Source organism: Mycolicibacterium mageritense, assembly GCF_010727475.1.
GTDB classification, from domain to species: Bacteria; Actinomycetota; Actinomycetes; order Mycobacteriales; family Mycobacteriaceae; genus Mycobacterium; species Mycobacterium mageritense.
This window is the reverse complement of sequence record NZ_AP022567.1, coordinates 185,822-207,906: the sequence shown is the minus strand read 5'-3', so window position 1 is coordinate 207,906 and position 22,085 is coordinate 185,822. Positions and strand designations below refer to the sequence as shown.

Annotated in this window: 18 protein-coding genes and 3 rRNA genes; 17 read left to right on the top strand and 4 right to left on the bottom strand. The window is 63.4% G+C overall.

Features of this window, described 5'->3' with window-relative positions; translation table 11 throughout:
- The first annotated feature begins 175 nt into the window (after positions 1–175).
- The 10 genes from G6N67_RS01030 to G6N67_RS00985 all read left to right on the top strand — a co-directional run bounded on the left by G6N67_RS01030 (position 176) and on the right by G6N67_RS00985 (position 8,550).
- A complete protein-coding gene (locus tag G6N67_RS01030; protein WP_036440962.1) occupies positions 176–622 on the top strand; it encodes an ATP synthase subunit I in 447 nt (148 codons plus the stop codon).
- Positions 623–641: 19 nt separating this feature from the next.
- Positions 642–1,412, top strand: coding sequence for a F0F1 ATP synthase subunit A (atpB, locus tag G6N67_RS01025; RefSeq protein WP_179976793.1), 771 nt, complete (start codon positions 642–644; stop codon positions 1,410–1,412).
- 81 nt (positions 1,413–1,493) lie between these two features.
- Entirely contained in the window at positions 1,494–1,754 is a 261-nt protein-coding gene (locus tag G6N67_RS01020) for a F0F1 ATP synthase subunit C (protein WP_036440957.1), read from the top strand.
- Positions 1,755–1,763: 9 nt separating this feature from the next.
- The gene (locus tag G6N67_RS01015) at positions 1,764–2,267 is read left to right on the top strand and encodes a F0F1 ATP synthase subunit B (protein WP_036440954.1); all 504 of its coding nucleotides are present in this window, start codon (positions 1,764–1,766) and stop codon (positions 2,265–2,267) included.
- On the top strand, positions 2,268–3,605 hold the full coding sequence (locus tag G6N67_RS01010) for a F0F1 ATP synthase subunit B/delta (protein WP_036440950.1): 1,338 nt from the start codon (positions 2,268–2,270) through the stop codon (positions 3,603–3,605). It abuts the gene before it with no gap.
- 46 nt (positions 3,606–3,651) lie between these two features.
- Positions 3,652–5,301: a F0F1 ATP synthase subunit alpha gene (gene atpA / locus G6N67_RS01005; RefSeq protein ID WP_036440947.1), complete on the top strand. Its 1,650-nt coding sequence runs from the start codon at positions 3,652–3,654 to the stop codon at positions 5,299–5,301.
- A gap of 7 nt (positions 5,302–5,308) precedes the next feature.
- Positions 5,309–6,232 (top strand): F0F1 ATP synthase subunit gamma, encoded by a 924-nt coding sequence (locus G6N67_RS01000; RefSeq protein WP_036440944.1) that lies wholly within the window; start codon positions 5,309–5,311, stop codon positions 6,230–6,232.
- A 27-nt stretch (positions 6,233–6,259) separates the two neighbouring features.
- Positions 6,260–7,690, top strand: a complete 1,431-nt coding sequence (gene atpD, locus G6N67_RS00995) for a F0F1 ATP synthase subunit beta (RefSeq protein ID WP_036440941.1) — start codon at positions 6,260–6,262, stop codon at positions 7,688–7,690.
- Positions 7,691–7,729: 39 nt separating this feature from the next.
- A complete protein-coding gene (locus G6N67_RS00990; protein WP_036440938.1) occupies positions 7,730–8,095 on the top strand; it encodes a F0F1 ATP synthase subunit epsilon in 366 nt (121 codons plus the stop codon).
- Positions 8,096–8,103: 8 nt separating this feature from the next.
- Positions 8,104–8,550 carry a DUF2550 domain-containing protein gene (locus G6N67_RS00985; protein WP_036440935.1) on the top strand — a complete coding sequence of 149 codons (447 nt, stop codon included), beginning with the start codon at positions 8,104–8,106 and terminating at the stop codon, positions 8,548–8,550.
- On the opposite strand, the gene G6N67_RS00980 is transcribed toward G6N67_RS00985, so the two are convergent.
- Positions 8,544–9,116 carry a cob(I)yrinic acid a,c-diamide adenosyltransferase gene (locus G6N67_RS00980; protein ID WP_036440932.1) on the bottom strand — a complete coding sequence of 191 codons (573 nt, stop codon included), beginning with the start codon at positions 9,114–9,116 and terminating at the stop codon, positions 8,544–8,546. The two genes, G6N67_RS00985 and G6N67_RS00980, sit on opposite strands and share 7 nt — an antisense overlap.
- A 99-nt stretch (positions 9,117–9,215) precedes the next feature.
- Here G6N67_RS00980 and murA point away from each other — a divergent pair, with 99 nt between their 5' ends.
- The 4 genes from murA (at position 9,216) to rrf (ending at position 16,063) form a co-directional block, all read left to right on the top strand.
- Complete coding sequence (gene murA / locus G6N67_RS00975; protein ID WP_036440927.1) at positions 9,216–10,469, top strand: UDP-N-acetylglucosamine 1-carboxyvinyltransferase; 1,254 nt, start codon at positions 9,216–9,218, stop codon at positions 10,467–10,469.
- Between the two features lie 354 nt (positions 10,470–10,823).
- Positions 10,824–12,340 (top strand): 16S ribosomal RNA (locus G6N67_RS00970).
- Positions 12,341–12,707: 367 nt separating this feature from the next.
- A 23S ribosomal RNA gene (locus G6N67_RS00965) occupies positions 12,708–15,821 on the top strand.
- A gap of 129 nt (positions 15,822–15,950) precedes the next feature.
- Positions 15,951–16,063, top strand: a 5S ribosomal RNA gene (gene rrf, locus G6N67_RS00960).
- Together the 16S, 23S and 5S rRNA genes form the textbook arrangement of a ribosomal RNA operon.
- A 60-nt stretch (positions 16,064–16,123) precedes the next feature.
- Here the strand turns inward: rrf and G6N67_RS00955 are convergent.
- Positions 16,124–16,621, bottom strand: coding sequence for a methylated-DNA--[protein]-cysteine S-methyltransferase (locus G6N67_RS00955; protein ID WP_036436017.1), 498 nt, complete (start codon positions 16,619–16,621; stop codon positions 16,124–16,126).
- Entirely contained in the window at positions 16,621–18,132 is a 1,512-nt protein-coding gene (locus tag G6N67_RS00950; RefSeq protein WP_036436018.1) for a DNA-3-methyladenine glycosylase 2 family protein, read from the bottom strand. The genes G6N67_RS00955 and G6N67_RS00950 overlap by 1 nt, the downstream gene beginning before the upstream one ends.
- 89 nt (positions 18,133–18,221) lie before the next feature.
- Here G6N67_RS00950 and glsA point away from each other — a divergent pair, with 89 nt between their 5' ends.
- Complete coding sequence (glsA, locus tag G6N67_RS00945) at positions 18,222–19,472, top strand: glutaminase A (protein ID WP_036438242.1); 1,251 nt, start codon at positions 18,222–18,224, stop codon at positions 19,470–19,472.
- Here the strand turns inward: glsA and G6N67_RS00940 are convergent.
- Complete coding sequence (locus G6N67_RS00940; protein ID WP_036436021.1) at positions 19,469–21,073, bottom strand: adenylate/guanylate cyclase domain-containing protein; 1,605 nt, start codon at positions 21,071–21,073, stop codon at positions 19,469–19,471. The two genes, glsA and G6N67_RS00940, sit on opposite strands and share 4 nt — an antisense overlap.
- Positions 21,074–21,119: 46 nt before the next feature.
- Between G6N67_RS00940 and nucS the strand changes: the two genes are divergently transcribed.
- Positions 21,120–21,794, top strand: coding sequence for an endonuclease NucS (gene nucS / locus G6N67_RS00935; RefSeq protein ID WP_036438243.1), 675 nt, complete (start codon positions 21,120–21,122; stop codon positions 21,792–21,794).
- Positions 21,794–22,081 (top strand): Rv1322 family protein, encoded by a 288-nt coding sequence (locus tag G6N67_RS00930; RefSeq protein ID WP_081812659.1) that lies wholly within the window; start codon positions 21,794–21,796, stop codon positions 22,079–22,081. Before nucS ends, G6N67_RS00930 begins: the two co-directional genes overlap by 1 nt.
- The last annotated feature ends 4 nt before the right edge of the window (positions 22,082–22,085 follow it).

Sequence of the window (22,085 nt, the reverse complement as noted above, 5' to 3'; positions counted from 1 at the left end):
CATCGGATCGAGAAGCCGATCGGCGCCGATATACGACCGACAAAGGGAGCTACCCCTTGGGTGATTCCAGCGCGCCCGTCGCCCTTCGATACGCTCGTCGGGCACACACAGGATTTTGCCAGGCGCAATGTGCTCAAGGGGACGGCCTCCGTGACGGCGAGATTGGGGTGAAACAGTGACGACACCAGCGCAAGATGCGCCGTTGGTGTTTCCGTCGGTGGCGTTCCGGCCGCTGCGGCTCCTGATCGTCTGCGCCGCCCTCACGGGCGTTGCCATGCTGGCGTCGGGCTTCCTGGGGCATATCTTCTTCGGTGTTTTCTTCGGTGTCGGGCTCGCCCTGGGTTTGCTCAACGCGCTGCTGGTGCGCCGGGCCGTCGAAGCCATCACTGCCGAGGACCATCCGCTCAAGAAGAAGATGGCGCTCAACTCGGCCACCCGATTGTTGGTGATCACGGCGATCGCACTCGCCATTGCAATTATCTTCAAGGCCTCGGGCGGCATCGCCGTGCTGTTCGGGTTGGCGATATTCCAGGCGCTGCTGGTGATGAGCACCAGCATTCCCGTGCTGCGGAAGATCCGCGCCAACGGCCTGGATGTCTTGGATACGGAATCGAAGGATTGAGCTACCAGGAATGACGCAGATGACTGAGACCGTGCTCGCCGCCGAAGAAGGGGGCGCCGCTATCCACGTCGGGCATCACACCATGGTGTTCGAGCTTTTCGGCATGACGTTCAACGGCGACACGATCCTCGCCACCGCGATCACATCCGTCATCATCATCGCCCTGGCGTTCTTCCTGAAGGCCAAGGTCACCTCGACCGGCGTTCCCGGTGGTGTGCAGTTGTTCTGGGAGGCCCTGACCATCCAGATGCGCCAGCAGATCGAGGGCTCGATCGGCATGAAGATCGCCCCGTTCGTGCTGCCGCTGGCAGTGGCCCTGTTCGCGTTCATCCTGATCTCCAACTGGCTCGCGGTGCTGCCGCTGCAGTACGGCGGCGCCGACGGCGCAGCGGCCGAGCTCTACAAGCCGCCGGCCTCGGACATCAACTTCGTGTTGGCCCTCGCGCTGTTCGTGTTCGTCTGCTACCACGCCGCAGGCATCTGGCGTCGCGGCATCATCGGCCACCCGGTCAAGGTGCTCAAGGGACACGTCGCATTCCTCGCGCCCATCAACATCGTCGAGGAACTCGCCAAGCCCATCTCGCTGGCCCTCCGACTTTTCGGCAACATCTTCGCCGGCGGCATCCTGGTCGCCCTCATTGCGATGTTCCCCTGGTACATCCAGTGGGCGCCCAACGCGATTTGGAAGACCTTCGACCTCTTCGTGGGCCTGATCCAGGCGTTCATCTTCTCGCTGCTGACGATCCTGTACTTCAGCCAGTCGATGGAGCTCGACCACGACGACCACTAACCAGCACCGACCAACCGACCACTACCAAGTGACCACAGACTCTGACGGCACGGCCGCCAGTTATCAAGGAGGATAAAAGGAATGGAACTCGATCCAAACGCCATCATCACGGCCGGCGCTCTGATCGGCGGTGGATTGATCATGGGTGGCGGCGCCATCGGCGCTGGCATCGGTGACGGCATCGCGGGTAACGCGCTGATCTCGGGCATCGCCCGGCAGCCCGAGGCCCAGGGCCGGCTGTTCACCCCGTTCTTCATCACCGTTGGTCTGGTTGAGGCCGCGTACTTCATCAACCTGGCCTTCATGGCGCTGTTCGTGTTCGCCACGCCGGGCCTGCAGTAATCCGTCGGCATGGGCGAACTGACCACATCAATCCTGGCGGCGGAAGAAGGCGGCGGGGGGACCAGTAACTTCCTGATCCCCAACGGCACCTTCTTCGCCGTACTGCTCATCTTCGTGATCACGCTGGCCGTGATCTGGAAATGGGTGGTGCCGCCAGTCAGCAAGGTTCTCGCCGAGCGCGAGGCGATGCTGGCGAAAACCGCAGCGGACAACCGCAAATCGGCCGAGCAGGTCGCAGCGGCCCAGGCGGACTACGACGAAGCGATGGCCGGGGCACGTACCGAGGCGTCAGCCATCCGCGACGAGGCCCGCGCCGCGGGCCGTCAGGTGGTCGAATCCAAGCGCGCCGAAGCCAGCGGCGAGGTGGCCGAAACGGTACGCCAGGCCGACGAGCAACTGTCTTCGCAAGGTGCCGCGGCGCGGGCCGACCTCGAGTCGTCCGTCGATGGCCTTTCGGCCACCCTCGCCAGCCGCGTTCTCGGCGTCGACGTGAAATCAGGTGGGACGCAGTAGATGTCGATATTCATCGGACAGCTGATCGGCTTTGCCGTCATCGCATACATCCTGTGGCGCTATGTGGTGCCGCCGATGAAGGCGCTGATGGCCAAGCAGCAGGAGGCGGTGCGCACCGCACTCGCCGAGAGTGCTGAGGCCGCAAAGAAACTCGCCGACGCCGATGCGATGCACGCCAAGGCGCTCGCCGAGGCCAAGGCCGAATCTGCCAAGGTGACCGAAGAGGCCAAGCAGGACTCCGAGCGGATCGCCGCGCAGCTGGCCGAGCAGGCCGGGGTCGAGGCCGAGCGGATCAAGGCCCAGGGCGGCCAACAGGTCCAGCTCATGCGGCAGCAGCTCATTCGTCAGCTGCGGTCCGGCCTGGGTGCTGAGTCGGTGGCCAAAGCCGATGAGCTGGTGCGGGCCCACGTGTCCGATCCGGCCGCGCAGTCGGCCACAGTCGACCGGTTCCTGGCCGAGCTGGAGCAGATGGCGCCGTCCACCGCGGTGATCGACACCGCCGCGACGGCCAAGCTGCGCGCGGCCAGCCGCGAATCGCTGGGCGTGCTTGTCGACAAGTTCGACTCGGTCGCAGGCGGTCTGGACGCCGCCGGGCTGACCACGCTTGCCGACGAACTGGCTTCGGTGGCCAAGCTGCTGCTGTCGGAGACGGTGCTGAACCGGCATCTTGCGGAGCCGTCCGACGATGCCGCCCCCAAGGTGCGTCTGGTCGACACGCTGCTCTCGGGCAAGGTCGGTGCCCCGACGCTCGACCTGGTGAAGACCGCGGTGTCCCAGCGCTGGTCGACCGAGTCGAACCTGGTCGACGCCATCGAGCACACCGCGCGGCTGGCGCTGCTCAAGCGCGCCGAGGTCTCCGGTGAGGTCGACGCGGTGGAGGACCAGCTGTTCCGGTTCGGCCGGGTACTCGACGCAGAGCCCAAGCTCTCGGTCCTGCTGAGCGATTACACCGCCCCCGCGGACGGTCGGATCGCCTTGCTGGACAAGGTGATCCCGGCTTCAAGCGGCGTGAACGAAACCGCAAAGGCGCTGCTGTCCCAGACGGTGGGGCTGCTGCGCGGCGAGCGGGCCGATGAGGCCGTCATCGATCTCGCCGAGCTGGCCGTCGCGCGCCGCGGTGAAGTCGTCGCACACGTCACGGCTGCGGCGCCGCTCAGCGACGCCCAGAACACGCGACTGACCGAGGTGCTGACCCGGATCTACGGTCACCCGGTCTCCGTCCAACTCCATGTCGATCCGAATCTCCTCGGTGGTCTGTCGATCGCCGTCGGTGACGAGGTCATCGACGGATCCATCTCGTCACGACTGGCTGCCGCGCAAACCGGACTGCCGGACTGACCAAGACTCAGAACCACCCAAGAACTAGGTAGGAAGACGAAAAACCATGGCAGAGTTGACAATCTCGGCTGCTGATATCGAAGGTGCCATCGAGGACTATGTGTCCTCGTTTTCCGCCGACACCGAGCGCGAAGAGATCGGCACCGTCGTCGATGCCGGTGACGGCATCGCCCACGTCGAGGGCCTGCCCTCGGTGATGACACAGGAGCTCCTGGAGTTCCCCGGTGGCGTGCTCGGTGTGGCGCTCAACCTCGACGAGCACAGCGTCGGCGCCGTCATCTTGGGTGAGTTCGAGAAGATCGAAGAGGGCCAGCAGGTCAAGCGCACCGGCGAGGTGCTCTCGGTACCCGTCGGCGACGCCTTCCTCGGCCGCGTCATCAACCCGCTGGGCCAGCCGATCGACGGTCAGGGCGACATCGCCGCGGAGACCCGCCGTGCCCTTGAGCTGCAGGCCCCCTCGGTGGTGCAGCGCCAGGGTGTCGGCGAGCCGCTGCAGACCGGTATCAAGGCCATCGACGCCATGACCCCGATCGGCCGCGGCCAGCGTCAGCTGATCATCGGTGACCGTAAGACCGGCAAGACCGCCGTCTGCGTCGACACCATCCTGAACCAGCGCGAGGCCTGGGAGACCGGCGATCCCAAGCAGCAGGTGCGCTGCGTGTACGTCGCCGTCGGCCAGAAGGGCACCACCATCGCCAGCGTGAAGCGCGCGCTGGAAGAGGGTGGCGCGATGGAGTACACCACCATCGTCGCGGCCCCCGCATCGGATTCGGCCGGCTTCAAATGGCTTGCGCCCTACACCGGTTCGGCCATCGGTCAGCACTGGATGTACGACGGCAAGCACGTGCTGATCGTGTTCGACGACCTGACCAAGCAGGCCGAGGCCTACCGCGCGATCTCGCTGCTGCTGCGCCGCCCGCCGGGCCGCGAGGCCTACCCGGGTGACGTCTTCTACCTGCACTCGCGTCTGCTGGAACGTTGCGCCAAGCTCTCCGACGAACTCGGCGGCGGCTCGATGACGGGCCTGCCGATCATCGAGACCAAGGCCAACGACATCTCGGCCTACATCCCGACCAACGTCATCTCGATCACCGACGGCCAGTGCTTCCTGGAGTCCGACCTGTTCAACCAGGGTGTGCGGCCTGCCGTCAACGTCGGTGTCTCGGTGTCCCGCGTCGGTGGTGCCGCTCAGATCAAGGCAATGAAGGAAGTCGCAGGAAGTCTCCGTCTGGACCTGTCGCAGTACCGCGAGCTGGAGGCCTTCGCGGCCTTCGCGTCGGATCTCGACGCCGCCTCCAAGGCCCAGCTGGACCGTGGTGTCCGCCTGGTCGAGCTGCTCAAGCAGGCGCAGTACAGCCCGATGGCGGTCGAGGACCAGGTCGTCGCAATCTTCCTGGGCACCCAGGGGCACCTCGATTCGGTGCCCGCCGAGGATGTTTCGCGGTTCGAGTCCGAGTTCCTCGAGCACGTCAAGGCCAGCCACTCCGACATCCTCACCGGGATCAAGGAATCCAAGAAGCTGTCCGAAGAGGCCGAAGAGAAGCTGGTTTCGGTCATCAATGACTTCAAGAAGGGCTTCGCGGCCTCCGACGGCAGCTCGGTTGTCGTCAACGAGACCGACGCCGATGCACTGGATCCCGAGGATCTGGAGAAGGAATCGGTCAAGGTCCGCAAGCCTGCTCCCAAGAAGGCCTAGGTAACCAATGGCAGCCACACTGCGCGAGCTACGCGGACGTATCCGCTCCGCCTCGTCGATCAAGAAGATCACGAAGGCCCAGGAGCTGATCGCCACGTCGCGGATCGCCAAGGCGCAGGCGCGGGTCGACGCGGCCCGGCCCTACGCCACCGAGATCACCAACATGCTGACCGAGCTGGCCGGTGCCAGCGCGCTGGATCACCCGCTGCTCGTCGAGCGGGAGAACCCCAAGCGGGCCGGCGTGCTGGTGGTGTCCTCGGACCGCGGTCTGTGCGGCGGTTACAACGCCAACGTGCTGCGCCGGGCCGAAGAGCTGTTCTCGCTGTTGCGCGAGGAGGGCAAGAACCCGGTGCTGTACGTGGTCGGCCGGAAGGCCCTGGGCTACTACAGCTTCCGGCAGCGCACGGTCACCGAGTCGTGGACCGGCTTCTCCGAGCGCCCCGCGTACGAGGACGCCAAGAAGGTCGCCGACACGCTGGTGACGGCGTTCATGGCCGGAGCCGACGACGCCGGTGACGAGCCGGGTGCCGACGGCATCCTCGGGGTGGACGAGTTGCACATCGTCTCAACCGAATTCAGGTCGATGCTTTCGCAGACTGCGGTGGCACTGCGGATCGCGCCGATGGTCGTGGAATACGTCGGCGAGCCCGAAACCGGTCCGCACACGCTGTATTCGTTCGAGCCGAACGCCGAGACGCTGTTCGACGCGTTGCTGCCGCGCTACATCGCGACGCGCGTGTACGCGGCGCTGCTGGAGGCCGCGGCCTCCGAGTCGGCGTCTCGCCGCCGCGCCATGAAGTCGGCCACCGACAACGCCGACGATCTGATCAAGGCGCTGACGCTGGCGGCCAACCGCGAACGGCAGGCTCAGATCACCCAGGAAATCAGCGAAATCGTCGGTGGCGCCAACGCGCTGGCCGACGCCAAGTAAGCCCCGTAGGAAGCGAAGAGAAACAAAATGACTGCTGCCGTAGACACCAAGACCGCGGGTCGCGTTGTCCGAATCACCGGCCCGGTGGTGGACGTCGAGTTCCCGCGTGGCGCTGTACCTGACCTGTTCAACGCGCTGCACGCCGACATCAGCTTCGGCGCGCTCGCCAAGACCCTGACGCTCGAGGTCGCCCAGCACCTCGGCGACAACCTGGTGCGCTGCATCTCGATGCAGCCCACCGACGGCCTGGTGCGCGGCACCGAGGTGTCGGACACCGGCGCCTCGATCTCGGTGCCCGTCGGCGACGGCGTCAAGGGCCACGTGTTCAACGCCCTCGGCGACTGCCTCGACGATCCGGGCTACGGCAAGGACTTCGAGCACTGGTCCATCCACCGCAAGCCGCCGGCCTTCGCCGACCTGGAGCCCCGCACCGAGATGCTGGAGACCGGTCTGAAGGTCGTCGACCTGCTCACGCCGTACGTGCGTGGCGGCAAGATCGCCCTGTTCGGCGGTGCCGGCGTGGGCAAGACGGTGCTGATCCAGGAGATGATCAACCGCATCGCCCGCAACTTCGGTGGTACCTCGGTGTTCGCCGGCGTGGGGGAGCGCACCCGTGAGGGCAACGACCTGTGGGTCGAGCTCGCTGACGCCAACGTGCTCAAGGACACCGCGTTGGTGTTCGGTCAGATGGATGAGCCGCCAGGCACCCGTATGCGCGTCGCGCTGTCGGCCCTGACCATGGCCGAGTTCTTCCGCGACGAGCAGGGCCAGGACGTGCTGCTGTTCATCGACAACATCTTCCGGTTCACGCAGGCCGGTTCCGAGGTGTCGACCCTGCTGGGTCGTATGCCTTCGGCCGTGGGTTACCAGCCGACGCTGGCCGACGAGATGGGTGAGCTGCAGGAGCGCATCACCTCGACGCGTGGCCGTTCGATCACCTCGATGCAGGCCGTGTACGTGCCCGCCGACGACTACACCGACCCGGCGCCCGCGACCACGTTCGCGCACCTCGATGCCACCACCGAGCTTTCGCGTGCGGTGTTCTCCAAGGGCATTTTCCCCGCGGTGGATCCGCTGGCATCGTCCTCGACGATCCTGCACCCCAGCGTGGTCGGCGACGAGCACTACCGCGTCGCGCAGGAAGTCATCCGGATCCTGCAGCGCTACAAGGATCTTCAGGACATCATCGCGATCCTCGGTATCGACGAACTGTCCGAAGAGGACAAGGTGCTGGTGTACCGCGCCCGTAAGATCGAGCGCTTCCTGAGCCAGAACATGATGGCGGCCGAGCAGTTCACCGGCCAGCCGGGCTCGACGGTGCCGCTCAAGGAGACCATCGAGGCGTTCGACAAGCTCGCCAAGGGCGACTTCGATCACCTGCCCGAGCAGGCCTTCTTCCTGATCGGTGGTCTGGACGACCTGGCGAAGAAGGCCGAAAGCCTCGGCGCCAAGCTGTGATGAACTCTGTAGCAACCCGAGTGCGAGAGGTGGTGTGACATGGCTGATTTGAACGTCGAGATCGTCGCCGTCGAGCGCGAGCTGTGGTCGGGTAAAGCCACGTTCGTGTTCACCCGCACCACCGCAGGCGAAATCGGCATCCTGCCACGCCACATCCCGCTCGTGGCCCAGCTGGTCGACGACGCGATGGTGCGGGTCGAGCGTGAGGGCGAGGACGATCTGCGGATCGCCGTCGACGGCGGGTTCCTGTCGGTGACCGAAGAAGCCGTGCGGATTCTGGTCGAGAACGCAGAGTTCGAATCCGAGATCAACGCCGATGCTGCGAAGCAGGATTCCGAGTCGGATGATCCGGAAACCGCGGCGTGGGGCCGGGCGCGGCTGCGTGCCCTAGGCCAGATCGACTGACGTTGCAGATGAGCGCGCTCATGATTGTCATGGTCGCGCTGATCTGTGTGCTGGCACTGGTGGTCAGCGCACTGTGCTACCGACTGTGGAAGCTACGACAGGTCGGCGGGACTGCGGCGATTCTTCGCGACATCCCGGCGGTGGGCGGTCACGGTTGGCGGCACGGTGTGATGCGGTACCGCGGCGGGGAGGCCGGTTTCTACCGGCTCTCCAGCCTGCGGTGGTGGCCGGACCGGCGGCTCAGCCGCCGCGGCCTCGAAGTGATTTCACGGCGTTCCCCGCGTGGCGACGAATTCGACATCATGACGTCCGAGATCGTGGTGCTCGAACTGCGGGACACGAGTCCCGAGCGGCGCCAAGGATATGAGATCGCACTCGACCGGGGCGCCTTGACGGCGTTCACGTCGTGGCTCGAATCACGCCCGTCTCCGCGGGCGCGCCGGCGCACCTACTGATCGGCGCCCGGCTTCCACAGCACGTCGCCGTCCGGATTCGCCACGCGCGACAGGATGAAAAGCAGGTCAGAAAGCCGGTTGAGGTACTTGGCCGGCAAAACACTCACCGATTCGCGGTGCTCGGCGACAGCAAGCCACGCCGACCTTTCGGCACGCCGGGCCACGGTGCGCGCGACATGTAGCAATGCCGAGAGTTGTGTCCCACCCGGCAGCACAAACGAGTTCAACGCCGGCAGTGGTTCGTTGAACTCGTCGCACCAGGACTCGAGTCGATCGATGTAGGACTGCGCGATGCGGAGTGGCGGATGTTCGGGATTCTCGACCACGGGAGTGGACAGATCCGCGCCCGCGTCGAACAGGTCGTTCTGGATCTGGCGCAACACGGCGCGTATGCGTTCATCCGGATTCCCCACAGCAACCGCAACCCCGATAGCCGCGTTGGCTTCGTCACAGTCGGCGTAGGCGACGAGCCTGCTGTCGTTCTTCGCGACTCTGCTGAAATCGCTGAGCCCGGTAGTGCCGTCGTCACCGGTGCGGGTGTAGATGCGGGTCAGGTGAACAGCCATGGAAGAACCGTACCGGGGGGCCGATCAACCGTTCCACGTCCGCCGATGTTCTCGCCGAGCGTTCTGAAACTGAACCCTCGGCTGCTTACACTAAGCCGCGTGAGCGAGCGATTCGTGGTCACCGGCGGTAGCCGGTTGTCGGGCGAAGTTGCTGTCGGCGGAGCGAAGAACAGCGTGCTGAAGCTGATGGCGGCCGCACTGCTGGCTGAGGGCACCAGCACGATTACCAACTGCCCCGACATTCTCGACGTGCCGCTGATGGCCGAGGTGCTGCGTGGCCTCGGGGCGACGGTGGAACTCGATGGCGAGACAGTTCGGATCACGTCGCCGGACGAGCCCAAGTACGACGCCGATTTCGCGGCGGTGCGCCAGTTCAGGGCTTCGGTATGTGTGCTGGGGCCGCTCGTCGGTCGGTGCAAGCGAGCCAAGGTTGCGCTGCCCGGCGGTGATGCGATCGGTTCGCGACCCCTCGACATGCACCAGGCGGGGCTGCGCCAGCTCGGAGCGCGATGCAACATCGAGCACGGCTGCGTGGTCGCCGAGGCCGACCACCTGCGCGGTGCCGAGATCCAGCTCGAGTTTCCGTCGGTCGGCGCGACCGAGAACATCCTGATGGCGGCGGTGCTGGCCGAGGGGGTGACCACGATCCACAACGCCGCGCGCGAACCCGACATCGTCGACATCTGCGCGATGCTCAACCAGATGGGCGCCAAGGTCAGCGGGGCGGGTACGTCGACGCTGACCATCACCGGGGTGGATCGCCTGTATCCCACCGAGCACCGGGTAATCGGAGATCGCATCGTCGCGGCGACGTGGGGGATCGCGGCTGCGATGACGCGCGGTGACATCTCGGTGACCGGGGTCGATCCGCAGCACCTGCAGCTCGTGTTGCACAAGCTGCACGACGCAGGCGCCACCGTGACCCAGAACGACAACGGCTTCCGGGTCGTGCAATACGAGCGACCCAAGGCCGTCAACGTCGCGACCCTGCCGTTCCCGGGCTTCCCGACCGACCTGCAGCCGATGGCGATCGGCTTGGCCTCGATCGCTGACGGCACGTCGATGATCACCGAGAACGTCTTCGAGGCGCGATTCCGTTTCGTCGAGGAGATGATCCGGCTCGGCGCGGACGCCCGTACGGACGGGCACCATGCCGTGATCCGGGGGATCCCGCAGCTATCGAGTGCTCCGGTGTGGTCGTCGGACATCCGTGCCGGCGCCGGGCTGGTGCTCGCGGGCTTGGTCGCCGACGGCGACACCGAGGTTCACGACGTCTTCCACATCGATCGGGGCTACCCGTTGTTCGTCGAGAACCTGGTGAGTTTGGGAGCGGAGATCGAGCGGGTAACCTAGGTCGAGTCGGCTGCGGTTGGACTGAAAAGCCTCTGACCAGCGGATTTGACTCGCGGAGGAGAGAAGTTCTAATCTAATCGAGTTGCCCCGGCAGCGGGGAGACAAAGCCGCTTGACTCTCTGACGAAGATGGTTTAAGCTGGCAGGGTTGCCCTGAAGAGGGGGAACCGAAAAAATCTGGTCTGTTGTTTGAGAACTCAATAGTGTGTTTGGTGGTTTTTGTTTGTTGTTTTTGGCCACATTCTTTTTCCCGTTTAGGGTGTGGTTGTTGTTTTTTGATGCCAGTTTTGGTGTCTTTTGTTTGTGATCGGATTTTTCTGATTCGAATTCTGCCCTGGTTTGTCCGGGGGGTTTTTGTTTGGAGAGTTTGATCCTGGCTCAGGACGAACGCTGGCGGCGTGCTTAACACATGCAAGTCGAACGGAAAGGCCCTTCGGGGTGCTCGAGTGGCGAACGGGTGAGTAACACGTGGGTGATCTGCCCTGCACTTTGGGATAAGCCTGGGAAACTGGGTCTAATACCGAATAGGACTCGGACTGCATGGTCTGGGGTGGAAAGCTTTGCGGTGTGGGATGGCCCGCGGCCTATCAGCTTGTTGGTGGGGTGATGGCCTACCAAGGCGACGACGGGTAGCCGGCCTGAGAGGGTGACCGGCCACACTGGGACTGAGATACGGCCCAGACTCCTACGGGAGGCAGCAGTGGGGAATATTGCACAATGGGCGCAAGCCTGATGCAGCGACGCCGCGTGAGGGATGACGGCCTTCGGGTTGTAAACCTCTTTCAGCACAGACGAAGCGCGAGTGACGGTATGTGCAGAAGAAGGACCGGCCAACTACGTGCCAGCAGCCGCGGTAATACGTAGGGTCCGAGCGTTGTCCGGAATTACTGGGCGTAAAGAGCTCGTAGGTGGTTTGTCGCGTTGTTCGTGAAAACTCACAGCTTAACTGTGGGCGTGCGGGCGATACGGGCAGACTGGAGTACTGCAGGGGAGACTGGAATTCCTGGTGTAGCGGTGGAATGCGCAGATATCAGGAGGAACACCGGTGGCGAAGGCGGGTCTCTGGGCAGTAACTGACGCTGAGGAGCGAAAGCGTGGGGAGCGAACAGGATTAGATACCCTGGTAGTCCACGCCGTAAACGGTGGGTACTAGGTGTGGGTTTCCTTCCTTGGGATCCGTGCCGTAGCTAACGCATTAAGTACCCCGCCTGGGGAGTACGGCCGCAAGGCTAAAACTCAAAGGAATTGACGGGGGCCCGCACAAGCGGCGGAGCATGTGGATTAATTCGATGCAACGCGAAGAACCTTACCTGGGTTTGACATGCACAGGACGCCGGCAGAGATGTCGGTTCCCTTGTGGCCTGTGTGCAGGTGGTGCATGGCTGTCGTCAGCTCGTGTCGTGAGATGTTGGGTTAAGTCCCGCAACGAGCGCAACCCTTGTCTCATGTTGCCAGCACGTGATGGTGGGGACTCGTGAGAGACTGCCGGGGTCAACTCGGAGGAAGGTGGGGATGACGTCAAGTCATCATGCCCCTTATGTCCAGGGCTTCACACATGCTACAATGGCCGGTACAAAGGGCTGCGATGCCGTGAGGTGGAGCGAATCCTTTCAAAGCCGGTCTCAGTTCGGATCGGGGTCTGCAACTCGACCCCGTGAAGTCGGAGTCGCTAGTAATCGCAGATCAGCAACGCTGCGGTGAATACGTTCCCGGGCCTTGTACACACCGCCCGTCACGTCATGAAAGTCGGTAACACCCGAAGCCGGTGGCCTAACCCCTTGTGGGAGGGAGCCGTCGAAGGTGGGATCGGCGATTGGGACGAAGTCGTAACAAGGTAGCCGTACCGGAAGGTGCGGCTGGATCACCTCCTTTCTAAGGAGCACCACGAGAGGATCGGGACATTGGGTTCCGGTCGAGCCGTGAGGAGCTGGAGCGCTGTAGTGGCGCCGGCTTGGTGCACAACAAACATGTGAGCCGCAAGGGATTTGCGGTGATGGAACTGCCAGGCACACTATTGGGCTTTGAGACAACAGGCCCGTGCCCTCTTTGTGGGGGTGGCTTCCGGTTGCGGGGGTCGGCGTGTTGTTGCCTCACTTTGGTGGTGGGGTGTGGTGTTTGATTTGTGGATAGTGGTTGCGAGCATCAAGCCGCACGTGTGCCGCATGGGGGCCCTTTGGGGTTTCGGTGTGGTGTGTGGTTTGTTGTGGTGTAATTTTTCTCTGATATTTGGTTTTTTGTGTTGTAAGTGTTTAAGGGCGCATGGTGGATGCCTTGGCACTGGGAGCCGATGAAGGACGTGGGAGGCTGCGATATGCCTCGGGGAGCTGTCAACCGAGCGTGGATCCGAGGATGTCCGAATGGGGAAACCCGGCACGAGTGATGTCGTGTCACCCAACGCTGAATGTATAGGCGTTGGGGGGGAACGCGGGGAAGTGAAACATCTCAGTACCCGTAGGAAGAAAACAATTGTGATTCCGTGAGTAGTGGCGAGCGAAAGCGGAGGATGGCTAAACCGTATGCATGTGATACCGGGTAGGGGTTGTGTGTGCGGGGTTGTGGGATCCATCTGTCCAGGTCTACTCACCTGGAGGGTAGTGAGAAAATGTTGTGGTTAGCGGAAGTGGCTTGGGATGGCCTGCCGTAGACGGTGAGAGCCCGGTACGTGAAAACCTGACATCTGCCTTGGATGGTGTTCCCGAGTAGCAGCGGGCCCGTGGAATCTGCTGTGAATCTGCCGGGACCACCCGGTAAGCCTGAATACTTCCCAGTGACCGATAGCGGATTAGTACCGTGAGGGAATGGTGAAAAGTACCCGAGTGAAAGAGTACCTGAAACCGTGCGCTTACAATCCGTCAGAGCCCTCGCTTTTGTGTGGGGTGATGGCGTGCCTTTTGAAGAATGAGCCTGCGAGTCAGGGACATGTCGCGAGGTTAACCCGGGTGGGGTAGCCGCAGCGAAAGCGAGTCTGAATAGGGCGTATCCAATCCGTAGGGGTTGGTGTAGTGGTGTGTTCTGGACCCGAAGCGGAGTGATCTACCCATGGCCAGGGTGAAGCGCGGGTAAGACCGTGTGGAGGCCCGAACCCACTTAGGTTGAAGACTGAGGGGATGAGCTGTGGGTAGGGGTGAAAGGCCAATCAAACTCCGTGATAGCTGGTTCTCCCCGAAATGCATTTAGGTGCAGCGTCACATGTTTCTTGTTGGAGGTAGAGCTACTGGATGGCCGATGGGCCCTACTAGGTTACTGACGTCAGCCAAACTCCGAATGCCGACAAGTCTAAGAGTGTGGCAGTGAGACGGCGGGGGATAAGCTCCGTGCGTCGAGAGGGAAACAGCCCAGATCGCCGGCTAAGGCCCCTAAGCGTGTGCTAAGTGGAAAAGGATGTGCAGTCGCGAAGACAACCAGGAGGTTGGCTTAGAAGCAGCCACCCTTGAAAGAGTGCGTAATAGCTCACTGGTCAAGTGATTGTGCGCCGATAATGTAGCGGGGCTCAAGCACACCGCCGAAGCCGCGGCAACGATCTTGTGTCGTTGGGTAGGGGAGCGTCCTGCATCCGGTGAAGCCGCCGAGTGATCGAGTGGTGGAGGGTGTGGGAGTGAGAATGCAGGCATGAGTAGCGATTAGGCAAGTGAGAACCTTGCCCGCCGAAAGACCAGGGTTCCTGGGCCAGGCCAGTCCGCCCAGGGTGAGTCGGGACCTAAGGCGAGGCCGACAGGCGTAGTCGATGGACAACGGGTTGATATTCCCGTACCCGTGTATGTGCGTCCCTGATGAATCAGCGGTACTAACCATCCAAAACCACCGTGACCAATCCCTTCGGGGTGCGGCGTTGGTGGGGCTGCATGGGATCTTCGTTGGTAGTAGTCAAGCGATGGGGTGACGCAGGAAGGTAGCCGTACCAGTCAGTGGTTGTACTGGGGTAAGCCGGTAGGGCGAAACGTAGGCAAATCCGCGTTTCATACAGCCTGAGAGGTGATGCATAGCCGTTTGAGGCGAATTCGGTGATCCTATGCTGCCAAGAAAAGCCTCTAGCGAGGACATACACGGCCCGTACCCCAAACCAACACAGGTGGTCAGGTAGAGAATACTAAGGCGTACGAGTGAACTATGGTTAAGGAACTCGGCAAAATGCCCCCGTAACTTCGGGAGAAGGGGGACCCCCACACCGTCAACACCTTTGCGGTGGGTAGCGGTAGGGGGTGGCACAAACCAGTGAGAAGCGACTGTTTACTAAAAACACAGGTCCGTGCGAAGTCGCAAGACGAGGTATACGGACTGACGCCTGCCCGGTGCTGGAAGGTTAAGAGGACCCGTTAACCCCTTGGGGTGAAGCGGAGAATTTAAGCCCCAGTAAACGGCGGTGGTAACTATAACCATCCTAAGGTAGCGAAATTCCTTGTCGGGTAAGTTCCGACCTGCACGAATGGCGTAACGACTTCTCAACTGTCTCAACCATAGACTCGGCGAAATTGCACTACGAGTAAAGATGCTCGTTACGCGCGGCAGGACGAAAAGACCCCGGGACCTTCACTACAACTTGGTATTGGTGCTCGATACGGTTTGTGTAGGATAGGTGGGAGACTGTGAAACACTGACGCCAGTTAGTGTGGAGTCGTTGTTGAAATACCACTCTGATCGTATTGGGCCTCTAACCTCGAACCCTGAACCGGGTTCAGGGACAGTGCCTGGCGGGTAGTTTAACTGGGGCGGTTGCCTCCTAAAATGTAACGGAGGCGCCCAAAGGTTCCCTCAACCTGGACGGCAATCAGGTGTTGAGTGTAAGTGCACAAGGGAGCTTGACTGCGAGACGTACATGTCAAGCAGGGACGAAAGTCGGGACTAGTGATCCGGCACCTCTGAGTGGAAGGGGTGTCGCTCAACGGATAAAAGGTACCCCGGGGATAACAGGCTGATCTTCCCAAGAGTCCATATCGACGGGATGGTTTGGCACCTCGATGTCGGCTCGTCGCATCCTGGGGCTGGAGCAGGTCCCAAGGGTTGGGCTGTTCGCCCATTAAAGCGGCACGCGAGCTGGGTTTAGAACGTCGTGAGACAGTTCGGTCTCTATCCGCCGCGCGCGTCAGAAGCTTGAGGAAACCTGTCCCTAGTACGAGAGGACCGGGACGGACGAACCTCTGGTCTACCAGTTGTCCCACCAGGGGCACCGCTGGATCGCCACGTTCGGACAGGATAACCGCTGAAAGCATCTAAGCGGGAAACCCCCTCCAAGACCAGGCTTCTCACCCTTTTAGAGGGATAAGGCCCCCCGCAGACCACGGGATCGATAGACCAGACCTACACGCACAGCAATGTGTTCAGGGAACTGGCACTAACCGGCCGAAAACTTACAACAACCCCCCAAACACAGGGAAAAACGACACCGCTCGCAACCACACCACACACACCCCCACACCCGGGGGTGCCACACCCCACCACCAAAACAACCCAAGAATTCACTCTTGAACACACAAGAGAATAGAGTTACGGCGGTAATAGCGGCAGGGAAACGCCCGGACCCATCCCGAACCCGGAAGCTAAGCCTACCAGCGCCGATGATACTACCCACACGGGTGGAAAAGTAGGACACCGCCGAACACAAATTAAGTCCCGGGCCCCCAATTTCGATTGGGGGCCCGGGCATTTTTGTATCCGACGTCAGTCGAAAAGGGCCGGCTCCCGGCGGCTCTTCTCCAATTCGAGAAGCGCCCTTTTGCGGTCCAAACCACCGCCATAACCCGTGAGGCTGCCATTGGCTCCGATCACGCGATGGCACGGCACGATGATTCCAATCGGATTGTGCCCGTTGGCCAATCCGACGGCACGGAAAGCGCCAGGCGATCCGATTTCTCGCGCAATTTCTCCGTAAGAACACGTCTGCCCGTAGGGAATGGTTTGCAGCGCATCCCAGACCCGCCGCTGAAATGGTGTACCGACCATTTCCAAGTCCAATTCGAATTCCGTGCGGTCGCCGGCGAAGTATTCGGCGAGTTGCGTCACGGCGGCATCGAAGGCCGAATCGTCGTTCACCCAACCGTTGCGGCTGGGTTCATAGGTCTGGTCGACCATTCGGAGGTGCATCAACCTTCCGTCCCGGCCGGCCAGTGTGAGCGGCCCGACCGGACTGTCGACGGTGCGGCATTGCAGTGTTGTCATCACTTCTCCCGTTGCTGGATTCGTTGCCCGCCCGTCGGGGGCCAATCGTTCACCGCGTGGTCCAGTGTGGTCCACAGGTGCTGGGTCGCGTACGCCCGCCAGGGCCGCCAGCGACTGCTGTGTTCGGTCAGCGCGCGAGCATCGGTCGGCATGCCCAGCTGCTCCGCGGCAAGTCGCACCCCGAGGTCACTGGCGGGGAAGGCGTCCGGGTCGCCGAGGCCGCGCAGGGCGATCACCTCGGCAGTCCAGGGCCCCACGCCGGGCAGTGCGAGCAGCTGTTCGCGTGCGAGTTGCCAGTCGCAGCCCGGGTCGAGACCGAGGTCTCCAGATGCCAACGCGTGCAGCAAAGCGGCGACCGTCCGTTTGCGTGACGCGGGCATCGCCAGGTGCTTCGGATCGATCTCCGCGAGGTCCGCGACGCTGGGGAAGACGTGGGTGAGGCCACCCCGCTCATCGTTGACGGGTGTCCCGTACGCGGCGACGAGGCGTCCGACATGCGTCCGCGCGGCCTTGATCGACACCTGCTGTCCGATGACGACGCGCAGCGCCAGTTCGGCCTCGTCGACGGTCCTGGGTATGCGCTGTCCGGGTGCCTTGGCCACCACGGCGCTCAGATCCGGATCGGCGCCGAGCGCGTCGACCACGGCTTGCGGATCCGCGTCCAGATCGAGCAGGCGCCGGCATCTGGCAATCGCCGCGGAAAGATCCCGGAAATCGTCGAGGACCAGCTCGCAGCGCACGTGGTCGGGCTGCGGGGCGAGGCCCACCACGCCGTTGCCGTGCGGTAGGCGCAACGTGCGCCGGAAGGTGTCACCGCGCACCTCCTCGATGCCGGGCACAGCGCTGGCGGCCAGGTGGCCGAACAACCCTTCGTAGGAAAATGGCGTGCGGACCGGTAGCCGCAACGACAACGTCCCGGGAGACGACGGATTCTCGCGTGCGAAACGAGCTCGGGCCCGGCCGCGGAGCTCTGTCGGCGTCAGGTCGCACACGGCCCGCACGGTGTCGTTGAATTGACGGATCGACGCGAAGCCCGCCGCGAAAGCCACGTCGCTGAACGGCAATTCGGTGGTCTCGATCAGCACCCGGGCAGTCTGCGTGCGCTGAGCCCTGGCCAGCGCGAGCGGATTGGCGCCCAACTCGGCCTGCATGATGCGCTGCAGTTGGCGGGTGGTGTAGCCCACGCGTGCCGCCAATCCGGTGACGCCTTCACGGTCTACCGTGCCGTCGGCGATCAGCCGCATGCACCGCGCCACCACGTCGCCGCGCACATTCCATTCGGGGGATCCCGGCGACGCGTCCGGACGGCAGCGCTTGCAGGCCCGGAAGCCCGCTGCCTGGGCGGCCGCCGCGGTCGGATAGAAGCGCATGTTCCGCGCGAACGGCGGACGAACGGGACAACTCGGACGGCAGTAGATGCCCGTGGTGAGCACGGCGGTCACGAACCAGCCGTCGAACCGGGCGTCCTTGGACTGCACAGCCCGGTAACAGCGGTCGAAATCTTCGTGCATACCGTCAACGTTTACACGCCACCACCGACAGCACTAGCGGAAAACCGACATCTAAGATCCGCGTGTGCCCGAGCTCTAGAATGCCGATCGTGGCACAACTCGTGCAGCAGTACCTCGACCGGATCCGCGCCGAACACGCCGATGTCACCGATGGGAGATTGGCTGATTACATCCCGGAGTTGAGCCGGGTCGACCCCGAGGGATTCGCTCTGTCGGTGTCGTCCTCGGATGGCTTCGTCTACGAATCCGGGGACGCAACAGTCGAATTCACCATCCAGTCGATTTCCAAGCCGTTCACCTATGCGCTCGCGCTTGACCGCATCGGGCAATGTGCTGTCGACGCGCGGATCGGCGTCGAACCCTCCGGGGAGGCGTTCAACGTCATCAGTGTCGACGAAGTCACCAACATGCCCAAGAACCCCATGATCAATGCGGGTGCGATCGCCGCGGTCTCGCTCGTGCCGGGCCGGACGGCGGACGAGAAGTTCGACCTGATCCAGGAGTTCTACTCGGGTTTCGCCGGCCGCCGGTTGGAGATCGATCATCAGGTGTACGCGTCGGAGAAGGCGACCGGCAGCCGCAACCGCGCGATCGCCTACATGCTGGACAGCTTCGGTGTGCTCGACGGCGATCCCGACGACGTGCTCGACGTGTATTTCCGGCAATGCTCGTTCAAGGTGACGAGCACCGACCTGGCTCGGATGGCGGCAACTCTGGCCCGCGGTGGCATCAACCCCATGACCGGTCGTCGGGTGACCGACGGCGCGGTGGTGCGTCGCACGCTGTCTGTGATGGTGACCTGCGGCATGTACGACGCGGCAGGCGACTGGGTCAGCGCGGTCGGGATGCCCGCCAAGAGCGGCGTCGGAGGCGGCATCGTCGCAGTGCTGCCGGGGCAGCTGGGGATCGGGGTGTACTCGCCTCTGCTGGACGCCAAGGGCAACAGCGTGCGGGGAGTTCGGGTGTGCCGCAGCCTCTCTGAACAGCTCGGACTGCATTTCCTCACGGTCGCAAGGGATTCGCGGGCCACCCTGCGGGCCGTGTACGAGCCCGTGGACCGGATCCGCGTCTATGAGGCGCATGGCGATCTGTTGTTCTGCGGGGCAGAGCAGGTGGCGCGCACCGTCGACCGCGAACGTGACCGTTTCGATGTGGCGATCCTCGACGTGTCCCGGGTCGACGACATCGACGACGCAGCGCGGGCTCTGCTCGCCGGCATGAGTGCGACGCTGCGGGCGCAGGGCAAGGACGGCTACCTGGTCGACCCCGATGCGGTGATCGGCACGGGTCTCACAGCGTTCGGTTCGGTGGACGACGCGCTGGCCGCCGCGGGCCGTTAGACCGGAATCGCCAATCGCGTCGGTTCGTCGAGCCCACGCAACGTCACGGTGTCACCCAAAGACCAATGGGCGCTCTCGGTTTCGGTGGCGTTCGCGATGGTGTCCGATGAGGCCACCAGATGTCCGGGTATGGATTTGGACAGTTCACACAGCCGCGCTGCTTCGTTGACCGGCTCGCCGATCACGGTGTACTCGAAGCGTTCCTTGGCGCCGACGTTGCCCGCCACCACCTGGCCGGCCGCCACGCCGATGCCGGCGTCGAGTTCGGGCACCTCGGCCCGGAGCCTGCGGGCGATCGCCCGGGCCGCGGCCAGCGCCTCGTCCTCGGCGTGGTCGAGGTGCACCGGTGCGCCGAACACGGCCAGCACAGCGTCGCCCTCGAACTTGTTGACCAGGCCGTGATGGCGGTCCACCTCGTCGACGATCACGGCGAAGAATCGGTTGAGCAGGTCGACGACCTCGACCGCGGGTCGGCTCGTGACCAGCTGGGTGGAACCGATGACATCGACGAATATGACCGCGGCGTGCCGTTCTTCACCGCCCAGCTGGGGCTTCTCCTGCTCGGCCAGCGCGGCCACCTCGCGACCGACGTGGCGGCCGAACAGGTCACGGACGCGTTCGCGTTCCCGCAGGCCGTGCACCATCGAGTTGAATCCGCGCTGCAACTGCCCCAGTTCGGTGCCGTCGAACACCACCAGATTGGTGTCGAGATCGCCCTGTTCGACGCGATTCAGCGCAGCCCGGACAGCACGGATGGGCGTAGCGGTGAGCCACGACAGGATCCACATCAGCAGGAACCCGAAGATCAGTGCGAAGACCGCCAGCCCGATCACGGCGAACCCGAATTGCGTGGGCGTCAAGTTTTCCAGGGTCAAGGCGAACACGGCCGCCAGCAGGATGCCCAAGATGGGCACCCCAGAACTCAGCAACCACACCACCATGGTGCGGCCCATGATTCCCGGTGCCAGCCGCACGGGCGGCGGGCCGGCCTCCAGCGCCTGTGCAGCCACGGGCCGCAGTGCGAACTCGGTGAACAGGTGGCAGCTGACGGACACCACGATCCCGGGAAAACTGATGCCCAGCAAGAACTTCGGAATGTAGTTGGTGTTCACCAGGCCGTAGGCCGTGGTGAGGACGGCAGTGCCCAGCCCCCACAGGAACAGCAGCACGATGGTGAGCTTGTTCGGCGCAAAGAACGTGTTGCGCTGATCGGCGATGGTCGGCTGCCGCCCCTCCAAGGACCACCGAACGTTGCGGATCACACGGTTGGTCGCCCAGAACACGCCGACCACAAGAGCCGTGGCGATGTAGGCCGGGGCCAGGATGAACGTGATCCAGAGCACCTGCGAGTCGAACACACTCGGGGTCGGGAACAGGACCGTGACGATGAGCAGGGAGACCCCGATACCCAGCAGGTTCGCGACGATCACGAACGTCGTCAGGATCAGCTGGATGCGGATCCGCCGCTTGCGCTGGCTCTCCGACACCCGGCCCAGGATCCACGAGCCGAATTCCGGCGTGTCGGGGATCTTGCTGCTCTGCCGCGTGACTGTTTCGAGGACGCGGCCCAGTCGCCGGGCGACCGAATTGTCAGCGTTCATTGTGCCGTCAGCCTAGTTCGTCGGGCGTGCCCCTAAGGTGGATCGGGTGCGCCTCGTCATTGCCCAGTGCACCGTCGACTACGTGGGCCGGTTGACGGCCCACCTGCCATCGGCTCGCCGGCTTCTGCTCTTCAAGGCCGACGGGTCGGTCAGCGTGCATGCCGACGACCGTGCCTACAAGCCCCTGAACTGGATGAGCCCACCGTGTTGGGTGACCGAGGAAAGCTCGGATGGGGCAGGCCTGCTGTGGGTGGTGGAGAACAAGGCCGGTGAGCAACTGCGGATCACGGTCGAGGACGTCGAGCATGATTCGAGCCATGAACTCGGCGTCGATCCCGGTCTGGTGAAGGACGGCGTCGAGGCGCACCTACAGGTCTTGCTCGCCGAACATGTCGAGTTGCTCGGCGCGGGTTACACATTGGTGCGTCGCGAATACCCGACCGCGATCGGTCCGGTGGATCTGCTGTGCCGCGACGAGCTGGGCCGTTCGGTGGCGGTGGAGATCAAGAGGCGTGGTGAGATCGACGGGGTCGAACAGCTGACGCGTTACCTCGAGCTGCTCAACCGGGACAGTCTGCTGGCTCCGGTCGCCGGCGTCTTCGCGGCCCAGCAGATCAAGCCGCAAGCTCGTACCTTGGCGACCGACCGCGGGATCCGTTGCGTGACTTTGGATTACGACCAGATGCGGGGCATGGACAACGACGAGTACCGGCTGTTCTGATGGCGCGGCGACGTCGGGAACCGCGGCGACTGCCGCCGGCGTTGTCGACGCGTCGAATCGAAACCGGCCCGGACGGCTATGAGTACGAGGTGCGGACCGTCACCGCGGCGCGTGCGGTCAAGACGTACCGGTGTCCGGGGTGTGACCACGAAATTCGTTCGGGTACAGCTCATGTCGTGGCGTGGCCCGCGGATATGGGGGAAGCCGCGGTGGACGACCGCCGCCATTGGCACACGCCGTGCTGGGCCAATCGGGCAAACCGCGGCCCGACGCGTAGGTGGTCCTAGCGGA

What these genes read in the sequence shown, in the direction of transcription:
- atpA (WP_036440947.1), top strand. Translation starts at nt 3,652, where the DNA reads ATGGCAGAGTTGACAATCTCGGCTGCTGATATCGAAGGTGCCATCGAG.
- G6N67_RS01020 (WP_036440957.1), top strand. Translation starts at nt 1,494, where the DNA reads ATGGAACTCGATCCAAACGCCATCATCACGGCCGGCGCTCTGATCGGC.
- G6N67_RS00955 (WP_036436017.1), bottom strand. Translation starts at nt 16,621, where the DNA reads ATGACAACACTGCAATGCCGCACCGTCGACAGTCCGGTCGGGCCGCTC.
- G6N67_RS00985 (WP_036440935.1), top strand. Translation starts at nt 8,104, where the DNA reads ATGAGCGCGCTCATGATTGTCATGGTCGCGCTGATCTGTGTGCTGGCA.
- G6N67_RS01015 (WP_036440954.1), top strand. Translation starts at nt 1,764, where the DNA reads ATGGGCGAACTGACCACATCAATCCTGGCGGCGGAAGAAGGCGGCGGG.
- G6N67_RS00940 (WP_036436021.1), bottom strand. Translation starts at nt 21,073, where the DNA reads ATGAACGCTGACAATTCGGTCGCCCGGCGACTGGGCCGCGTCCTCGAA.
- G6N67_RS00950 (WP_036436018.1), bottom strand. Translation starts at nt 18,132, where the DNA reads ATGCACGAAGATTTCGACCGCTGTTACCGGGCTGTGCAGTCCAAGGAC.
- G6N67_RS00930 (WP_081812659.1), top strand. Translation starts at nt 21,794, where the DNA reads ATGGCGCGGCGACGTCGGGAACCGCGGCGACTGCCGCCGGCGTTGTCG.
- atpB (WP_179976793.1), top strand. Translation starts at nt 642, where the DNA reads ATGACTGAGACCGTGCTCGCCGCCGAAGAAGGGGGCGCCGCTATCCAC.
- G6N67_RS00990 (WP_036440938.1), top strand. Translation starts at nt 7,730, where the DNA reads ATGGCTGATTTGAACGTCGAGATCGTCGCCGTCGAGCGCGAGCTGTGG.
- G6N67_RS01000 (WP_036440944.1), top strand. Translation starts at nt 5,309, where the DNA reads ATGGCAGCCACACTGCGCGAGCTACGCGGACGTATCCGCTCCGCCTCG.
- G6N67_RS01010 (WP_036440950.1), top strand. Translation starts at nt 2,268, where the DNA reads ATGTCGATATTCATCGGACAGCTGATCGGCTTTGCCGTCATCGCATAC.
- G6N67_RS00980 (WP_036440932.1), bottom strand. Translation starts at nt 9,116, where the DNA reads ATGGCTGTTCACCTGACCCGCATCTACACCCGCACCGGTGACGACGGC.
- atpD (WP_036440941.1), top strand. Translation starts at nt 6,260, where the DNA reads ATGACTGCTGCCGTAGACACCAAGACCGCGGGTCGCGTTGTCCGAATC.